Genomic DNA, 6,281 nt, shown 5'->3' with positions numbered 1-6,281 from the left:
CATAATTCTGAGCCTCGTATATCTCCAGAATTTTAAACAGTGAAAACAGTTCTTCAAATCCCGGAAAAACCAGCAGTTCCTCTGCTTCTATACTCTCCCCGGATCTGGATGTCAGCAGTTTTTTCAGATAATCCTTGATATTTCCCCATGCATGCTCACTTTCTGCTACCGCATCGATTTCCATAGCATACAGATGCTCTGAGATTTCCAGAGGTTCGTTTCCAAGCTTTCGGTCAAAGGAGTCCCCCAGGCTGTGCGCCTGGTCAGTACTCATAATCAGCACCCGTTTTCCGCTTTCCGCAATTTTGCAGGCAGTCGCCGCCGCAATACTGGTCTTGCCTACACCGCCTTTGCCCGTATATAATAATATTCTCATGTGAGACCCTCCTACTCAATCGTTACTTTCTTCGTCCGTTTTGCCTGTTGGGATTTCCCTGTGGAAGCTGTTTCTCCACTGCTATCCCCTTTTTCAGTTTTACTCCTGCGGCTTCCTTCATCTTCTTCCGCATAAGATGCCGACCCTGTTTCTCTTTTTCCAGCCAGGTAGATTTCTACCGCGCACTCTTTTAACCAATCTCCGGCACCTGCCCTCCAGTTTTTCATACGCTCATTTATTTCATCCGGCAATAATTCCTGAAATGCTTCGATTTCCAATTTCTTTGCCTGGACCATTTTCGTTATAAAAGTTTTATTCATCTTCGTCCTCCTTTACGAACTGTATTACCAGCGACTGATCCCTCATCTTTGCAGACTGTACAGAATATCCCCGCAGAGAAGAAGGCATGGGAATGGCTCTTTTAAAGTTTCCGATCTTCACAATCAGATCCCGTCCGGCTTCATGCATTACGATATCCTCTTTGTTCACACAGGGCAGATATACTTTAAGCAGATAACCATCTTCCGTCTTTTCATAGACTTCATTGGGAATAATCCGCTTCACTGCAAAGAGGTCCTCCTCCTGCAGTGCATCCTCGCATACCCGGTCCAAAGATGTCAGCCCGTTTAAATCAATATCGTACCATTTAATGGAATACACCGGAACGTCCCGGAAGACCTCTTCTAACTCCGTGATATACTGCTGTTGAATCGTCAGCCATTCATCAAAAAATGGATTCTCCATATCAGCCGGCAAAACCCGGTTCAAATAAAGACCATCCACATTAAAATTGTAAAGATTCAAATACATATAGTTTCTCTTTGTCTCTTCCACAACCATCTTTTCCGGAATTGCCACAAGGCGGATGCTGCAGACCTCACGGTTTTTGATCAAACTCTGTAATTCCGCCAGTTTCAGATACATCCTCTCAATATCATTCATAGCCTTTGTGTCCGGAAGCTGAATCTGAAAGAACTTTTTCGATACCGGCCGCATCACCTTCATTGCCACTTTTCCAAGTGGAAACAATTTTTCCATATACCAGGAAAGCAGTTCAGGAAACTTTAACAGGGACAATGTCTCTCCGGTAGGCGCGCAGTCTACAATAACCAGGTCATATTTCTTCTGATTATAAATTTCCTGTATTTTTAACAGTGAGAATAATTCTTCGATTCCGGGAATCATATCCAGACCATCCATGAAACCTTCTTCCCCGCTGCCTGCCGGGAGCATTTGAGCAAAAGCATTCATCATAGATGAAAAATCATGCTCCATTTCATAAGTGGGGTCAATTTCTAACGCATATAAATGGTCAGCTACCTGCTTTTCCTCTTTTCCCAGCGGCTGCTCGAATAAATCGCTGAGGTTATGCGCCATATCCGTGCTGACAATTAATGTTTTTTTCCCCTCCTTTGATGCTTTTCTGGCATGTGCTGCTGCAATACTGGTCTTGCCTACGCCGCCTTTTCCTGTAAAAATTATAATTCGATTCATAAATCTCCTTTCCCGGCTAAGAACTGTCCGGTTAAATTTATATTTTATTGTTCATCATGGTTTCGTGTATAACATGCATTCCGGCACATCACGCTACTTGTTCATCATACTTTTTGCACATTATACGTTCTGCATATTTTACGTTCTGTGTATTATTTGTTCTGTGTATTATTAGTTCCTGTGTATTATTTGTTCTGTGTATTATACGTTCTGCATATTTTTTGTTCTGCATTTCATGTTCTCAACTTATCATCTCTAAATCCCTTCATTAGTTCTTTATTCGAAATATTCGAGATTCGAACTATTTAATATTTTGAAACAGAGCCATAAAGCTCTGTCAAAATCATACTATTCCCACTCTATTTCTACTCAATTTAGACTCTATATCGACGCTATTTCTACTCAATTTCAATCTTGCGTACTTTTTTTATCTTTGCCTGCTCACCAGATTTCTCCCTCTGATTCAGTACCGCAAATACCTTATCCGCCATACCAAACAGCGTTTTCTTCTCCTCATCTGAAAATGCCTCCATGACTCTGGTAAAATAACTTCCCAGATCCATCATTTCATGATGCATGAATTCTGATCCATCTTCCGAGAGTGATATGGTTACAACCCGCTTATCCTGCTCACTTCTCTCTCTGCGTACCAGATGCTTTTTTTCCAGGCGGCCGATCACTCCGGTGACCGTATTCAATGGAATATTCATATATTCTGCTATTTCACTCATATTGACCTGTTTTTGGCGGTAAACAAACAACAAAGCAAAGATTTCATTCTTCGTACAGTTTAAAAACAGATCAAACCTTTGTTCCGGATAAAAGATAAATTTGCATTTATCCATAATTTCAAATACCATTTCCTCTACGGTTGCTGGAAATTCGTTCATAGGTAATCACTCCTTTACTTCGTTCTTCGAAGTATATTTTAATTCTACTCTCGAAGTAATAATTTGTCAAGAATTTTGTATTCCAAATTTCTTTTCTGTGCTATAGTATACATAACGACGCTAAAGGAGGCCTCTTTATATGAAAGAAACCATATATACCATTCCTCTGATGGATGCATTTAATGCCAAAGACGAATGTCCATTCTGCTTTATAGAAAGAAACCTGGAACAGCATGCCATTTCTTTTATTCTGGGCTCAGCCTATATGGAAGATGACGTGCGTATGGAAACGGACAAGATCGGATTCTGCCGTCATCATTACAAAATGATGTTTGACTATGGCAACCGCCTTGGAAGTGCTCTGATACTAAGTACACATTTCCACAAATTAAACGAAGAACTGCAGGCACAGATCAAAGCATTTACACCCGGCAAATCTTCCATGTTAAAACGCATCAAAAAGACCGCCATCGAACCTGAAATCCGAAAAACAAACATTGGTGCCTGGATTTCCGAAAAGGAAAATGAATGCTATGTATGCAATCATTTTAACGATAATTATAACCGCTATCTGGATACCTTTTTTGAAATGTTAAAAAACAATCCGGACTTCGTAGAAATTGTAAAAAACAGCAAAGGCTTCTGTCTCCATCACTTTGCAGATGTCATCGAGACTGCAGAAGATAAACTGAATGAAAAACAAAAAAATCTCTATTATCCCATGCTTTTTAAGCTCATGGCGGAAAATATGAAACGTCTGGAAGAAGAGGTAACCTGGTTCACTGCCAAATACGATTACCTGAATAAAGACAAAGACTGGGGCAACTCCAGAGACAGCGTCCAAAGATGTATGCAGAAACTGGGCGGAGGCTATCCTGCGGATCCTGTCTTCCAAAGTGATAAATAATCCGGCTGGAAAATCTTCGCAAACTTCACTTATATTTCAATATGGTATCAAAAAAGGGTATTTGGAAAATTCTCCAAATACCCTTTTTTAATCCGTGTTATATGTAATTTTTGTCAGGATTCCATCGTGTGTCGCGATTCTCCTCTTTCTTACGTAGATCTTATGCATAAACTTCACGTTGACCTTAAGTAAAACTCATGTATATCTTATAGATCTTATGTATATCTCATGTTGACCTTTTGTAAAACGCATGTATCTCTTGTAGATCTTATGAATCTTATGTAAAATCAATCTTATGAATGAGTAATCGTATAATCATAAATAGCCTGATAGGTTTCATTATCGTAATGAACGCCGTCTGCCGTACCAAACCCATTGGTCTTCAAGTATGAATAGGTATCAATATAAAGACTAGGGAATGCTGCATTTAACTGTTTATTAAACGCTATCACTTGCTTATTTTTTACCAGATATCCCACGGATGATGCAATTTTATCATTAACCGGATTAACGGACATCATATAAAACTTCGTATTTGGATAGCTTGCAATCAAATTCTGGTATATACTGATATACTGCTGCACCGTACTGCCTGCACAATCATTGACCCCCAGATTAAATACAACCTTCACATAAGGATTTAAATCCAGTTTCTTCTTAAGCTTTGTAAGCCCGGAAGACATCAGCCAGTTGTAGCCTTCTCCTACTTTTGCAATATACTGTGCATTACCACCCTTTGTGCCAATTACACTTTCCATTCCTACTGTTCTGGAATCGCCTACAAAAATATATGTATGATACTGGTTTACACCGGAACTGCCTGCATTTTCATTTGGTCCCTGGTTTGTCTGACCGGAATTCCCTGTTTCAGGATTCTGGTTTTCCGGTATCTGTGGTTCTGCTGTTTTCTTACCGTCAGCTCCCACATAATACTTTCCTACCTTGCAGTTGACTGCCATTGTTCCGTCTTTCTGCAGATACCGCCCATTTACCCAGCGCTTTTTAACCATCGCGCCCAGATTGGAATTCTTCTTATCAAAATAATACTTTTTACCGCCAATGGTATGCCATCCGGTGTACATTCTACCTGTTGTCTTAGACAGATAATAACGTTTGCCATTAACCGTCTTCCAACCTCTTACCAGCGCACCTTTATTACTGCCTGTCTCATTTAAATAATAATAAGACTTTTTGTACAGCTTCCAACCGGTTGTTGCATAGCCACTCTTATCAAAAAAGTAAATTTTATTTTTTATCTTTATCCATTTATTCTTTGGATATGTGCCGTTCTTGTACTGAAACCAGCGCCCTGTGTAATTCTGTTTCCAGCTTCCTGATGTACTTTTAACTGTTTTTGCCTTTTTCACTACATTTTCAGCAGCATCCGCTTTCATAGATGGTACACTGCCTGCAAGTCCAAAAATTAATGCCAGTGTGAGAATTACAACTGAGATTTTGATCTTCTTCATTCTTTACCTCTCATGACCAATTATTTCCTTGCTACCTGTACAACTATAACACAAAAAAATAGAAGTCTCAACTATTTTTTAAGAGAAACTTCTATTTTTTACAATTTTATTAAGAATTTATTTAGTTTATTGCACCTCTTTTTTGTTTTTGGAAATTAAATAATATGGTATTGCCACAAATACAGCTCCACCGATCATATTGCCAACCGTTACCAAAGAGAGGTTATATAAATAACCGCTTATGGAAATTGCAGCATCCCCTTTATTCAGTAAGCCTACCCCAATAATACTCATATTTGCAATACTATGTTCGCAGCCGCAAATCATGAATACGTAGATGCACCAAAAAACCATAATCAGTTTTGCTACTTCATTTTTTAATTTTATACTGCACCATACTGCCAGACAAACCAGGATATTACACAGAATTGCCCGTGTCAGCAGTTCTACCGGTCCAAGTCCTACTTTCGTTGCTGCGGTAGAAGCAAACATTTCCCCAACTGCTCCCTTTGGCACACCGGTCAGCTGAAAAACAAAAACGCATGCGATAGAACCCAGGAAGTTACCAATATAACATATAATCCATAGTTTAATTGTATTACCCCATGTTACAACTTTATTAAGAGATGCAGAGGTCATTACAAAATTATTACCCGTGAACAATTCTGCTCCGGCTGCTACCACCAGACTTAAAGCCGCTGCAAATGAGAAAGCCATTACAGCCTTCATCATCGGATCTCCCGCTTCTTTCAGAGGCGTTCCCATAACAAAGGTTACAAAGGAACCAAATGAAATGAACATTCCAGCTACCATCGAGGAAATAAAATATCCAAGAGGATTATTTTTCAACAATCCATATTTTGCCTTTCCTGAATTACAAACTGCTTGAAATTCTTCCTGAAACATAACAAATACCTCCTCTTTCCTTTTGATCCTTTTAATGCAGGGCAGGTCCCCACCTGCCCTGCATTTATATAATTAGAACAATCCGGAAATCTTTCCTGTCTCGTCTACGTCGATTCTTTCTGCTGCCGGTACTTTTGGAAGTCCTGGCATAGTCATAATCTCTCCGGTAAGCGCTACGATAAATCCTGCTCCTGCCGAGATCTTTAAGTTACGTACCGTTACTTCAAAGTCTGTCGGTG

8 protein-coding genes are annotated in these 6,281 nt (G+C 39.6%); 1 reads left to right on the top strand and 7 read right to left on the bottom strand.

Annotated elements, in window-relative coordinates; genetic code table 11:
• The 4 genes from ACH2DQ_RS18920 to ACH2DQ_RS18905 form a co-directional block, all read right to left on the bottom strand.
• Positions 1-376: ArsA family ATPase (locus ACH2DQ_RS18920; RefSeq protein ID WP_395027843.1), on the bottom strand; the 376-nt coding region annotated here is incomplete at its 3' end.
• A gap of 11 nt (positions 377-387) precedes the next feature.
• Positions 388-696 carry a hypothetical protein gene (locus ACH2DQ_RS18915; protein WP_394912323.1) on the bottom strand — a complete coding sequence of 103 codons (309 nt, stop codon included), beginning with the start codon at positions 694-696 and terminating at the stop codon, positions 388-390.
• On the bottom strand, positions 689-1,870 hold the full coding sequence (locus tag ACH2DQ_RS18910; RefSeq protein WP_394912324.1) for an ArsA family ATPase: 1,182 nt from the start codon (positions 1,868-1,870) through the stop codon (positions 689-691). The genes ACH2DQ_RS18915 and ACH2DQ_RS18910 overlap by 8 nt, the downstream gene beginning before the upstream one ends.
• A gap of 398 nt (positions 1,871-2,268) precedes the next feature.
• Positions 2,269-2,760 (bottom strand): MarR family winged helix-turn-helix transcriptional regulator, encoded by a 492-nt coding sequence (locus ACH2DQ_RS18905; RefSeq protein ID WP_394912325.1) that lies wholly within the window; start codon positions 2,758-2,760, stop codon positions 2,269-2,271.
• Positions 2,761-2,899: 139 nt separating this feature from the next.
• Between ACH2DQ_RS18905 and ACH2DQ_RS18900 the strand changes: the two genes are divergently transcribed.
• Entirely contained in the window at positions 2,900-3,667 is a 768-nt protein-coding gene (locus ACH2DQ_RS18900; RefSeq protein WP_394912326.1) for a DUF6062 family protein, read from the top strand.
• Positions 3,668-3,960: 293 nt separating this feature from the next.
• Here ACH2DQ_RS18900 and ACH2DQ_RS18895 read toward each other — a convergent pair whose 3' ends face one another.
• From ACH2DQ_RS18895 to ACH2DQ_RS18885, 3 genes are all read right to left on the bottom strand, one after another.
• On the bottom strand, positions 3,961-5,136 hold the full coding sequence (locus ACH2DQ_RS18895) for a hypothetical protein (protein WP_394912327.1): 1,176 nt from the start codon (positions 5,134-5,136) through the stop codon (positions 3,961-3,963).
• Between the two features lie 126 nt (positions 5,137-5,262).
• Positions 5,263-6,042: a formate/nitrite transporter family protein gene (locus ACH2DQ_RS18890; RefSeq protein ID WP_394912328.1), complete on the bottom strand. Its 780-nt coding sequence runs from the start codon at positions 6,040-6,042 to the stop codon at positions 5,263-5,265.
• A 72-nt stretch (positions 6,043-6,114) separates the two neighbouring features.
• On the bottom strand, positions 6,115-6,281 hold a 167-nt coding region (locus tag ACH2DQ_RS18885), incomplete at its 5' end, for a formate--tetrahydrofolate ligase (protein WP_395027845.1).

This window comes from Robinsoniella sp. (assembly GCF_034124845.1).
This window is presented reverse-complemented; position numbering and strand designations above follow the sequence as displayed.

Bases quoted from the DNA above. Each gene is read 5' to 3' on its own strand.
- ACH2DQ_RS18895 (WP_394912327.1), bottom strand. From the start codon at position 5,136: ATGAAGAAGATCAAAATCTCAGTTGTAATTCTCACACTGGCATTAATT.
- ACH2DQ_RS18910 (WP_394912324.1), bottom strand. From the start codon at position 1,870: ATGAATCGAATTATAATTTTTACAGGAAAAGGCGGCGTAGGCAAGACC.
- ACH2DQ_RS18900 (WP_394912326.1), top strand. From the start codon at position 2,900: ATGAAAGAAACCATATATACCATTCCTCTGATGGATGCATTTAATGCC.
- ACH2DQ_RS18890 (WP_394912328.1), bottom strand. From the start codon at position 6,042: ATGTTTCAGGAAGAATTTCAAGCAGTTTGTAATTCAGGAAAGGCAAAA.
- ACH2DQ_RS18915 (WP_394912323.1), bottom strand. From the start codon at position 696: ATGAATAAAACTTTTATAACGAAAATGGTCCAGGCAAAGAAATTGGAA.
- ACH2DQ_RS18905 (WP_394912325.1), bottom strand. From the start codon at position 2,760: ATGAACGAATTTCCAGCAACCGTAGAGGAAATGGTATTTGAAATTATG.